General features: G+C 48.4%; 4 protein-coding genes. All 4 read left to right on the forward strand.

Features of this window, described 5'->3' with window-relative positions; translation table 11 throughout:
• Positions 1–42 precede the first annotated feature (42 nt).
• The 4 genes from CWE08_RS12045 to CWE08_RS12060 all read left to right on the forward strand — a co-directional run bounded on the left by CWE08_RS12045 (position 43) and on the right by CWE08_RS12060 (position 1,316).
• Positions 43–288 carry a type II toxin-antitoxin system CcdA family antitoxin gene (locus CWE08_RS12045; RefSeq protein WP_126768522.1) on the forward strand — a complete coding sequence of 82 codons (246 nt, stop codon included), beginning with the start codon at positions 43–45 and terminating at the stop codon, positions 286–288.
• The gene (locus CWE08_RS12050; RefSeq protein ID WP_126768524.1) at positions 288–605 is read left to right on the forward strand and encodes a CcdB family protein; all 318 of its coding nucleotides are present in this window, start codon (positions 288–290) and stop codon (positions 603–605) included. The genes CWE08_RS12045 and CWE08_RS12050 overlap by 1 nt, the downstream gene beginning before the upstream one ends.
• Before the next feature lie 148 nt (positions 606–753).
• A complete protein-coding gene (locus CWE08_RS12055; protein WP_126768522.1) occupies positions 754–999 on the forward strand; it encodes a type II toxin-antitoxin system CcdA family antitoxin in 246 nt (81 codons plus the stop codon).
• The gene (locus CWE08_RS12060; protein WP_126768524.1) at positions 999–1,316 is read left to right on the forward strand and encodes a CcdB family protein; all 318 of its coding nucleotides are present in this window, start codon (positions 999–1,001) and stop codon (positions 1,314–1,316) included. Before CWE08_RS12055 ends, CWE08_RS12060 begins: the two co-directional genes overlap by 1 nt.
• Positions 1,317–1,319: the final 3 nt, after the last annotated feature.

Consider the following 1,319-nt stretch of genomic DNA (forward strand, 5'->3'; position numbering starts at 1 on the left):
ATGCGCATATGATATACGCATTGCCCGTATGGAGGAGCGACTATGAACCATGCATACAACGCCCAAGCGCCCAAAAGGCCTACTAATGTCAGTATAAACAGTGACTTACTTGAAAAAGCTCGAGGACTTAACATCAACTTGTCCGCGACACTGGAGCAAGCATTAGCCGAACAATTACGAAACGAGCAACGGGCACAATGGCTGCGCGAGAACGCCGACGCCATTAAGGCCTACAATCAATTTGTTGAATCCAGCGGCACGTTCAGTGACAGTGTAAGGAAGTTCTAATGGCACAATTTTTTGCATATAAGAACTCTAATCCCGGGACACGAAAACAATACCCCTACTTGCTGGATATTCAAAGCGATTTGCTGAGCGAGCTGAAAACGACTGTAGTCATACCGCTCTCTCCTGCTAAAATCGCGGCACCGATGAGCCTGACAAGACTAAACCCGTCTTTCTCCCTCGATGGCGAGACGTTTATTGCAATAACCCAAGACATTGCCGGGATTGATCGCAGCCAGCTCCGGGGTCATGATTATGATCTATCAGCATATCGTTCTGAAATTATTGCCGCAGTCGATTTTGTACTCTCTGGTATATAACGCCCGGCTTTGGGGCGGACTTGTAGCCGCGCAGCGGCGAAAAGGCCGTCCCAGCCCCGCAGGGGCGACAACAGCCGTTTGTTATATACCTTGCCCTTCACGCCATATGCGCATATGATATACGCATTGCCCGTATGGAGAAGCGACTATGAACCATGCATACAACGCCCAAGCGCCCAAAAGGCCTACTAATGTCAGTATAAACAGTGACTTACTTGAAAAAGCTCGAGGACTTAACATCAACTTGTCCGCGACACTGGAGCAAGCATTAGCCGAACAATTACGAAACGAGCAACGGGCACAATGGCTGCGCGAGAACGCCGACGCCATTAAGGCCTACAATCAATTTGTTGAATCCAGCGGCACGTTCAGTGACAGTGTAAGGAAGTTCTAATGGCACAATTTTTTGCATATAAGAACTCTAATCCCGGGACACGAAAACAATACCCCTACTTGCTGGATATTCAAAGCGATTTGCTGAGCGAGCTGAAAACGACTGTAGTCATACCGCTCTCTCCTGCTAAAATCGCGGCACCGATGAGCCTGACAAGACTAAACCCGTCTTTCTCCCTCGATGGCGAGACGTTTATTGCAATAACCCAAGACATTGCCGGGATTGATCGCAGCCAGCTCCGGGGTCATGATTATGATCTATCAGCATATCGCTCTGAAATTATTGCCGCAGTCGATTTTGTACTCTCTGGTATATAACGC

Origin of the sequence: Aliidiomarina iranensis (genome assembly GCF_003987135.1) — a bacterium.
GTDB classification, from domain to species: domain Bacteria; phylum Pseudomonadota; class Gammaproteobacteria; order Enterobacterales; family Alteromonadaceae; genus Aliidiomarina; species Aliidiomarina iranensis.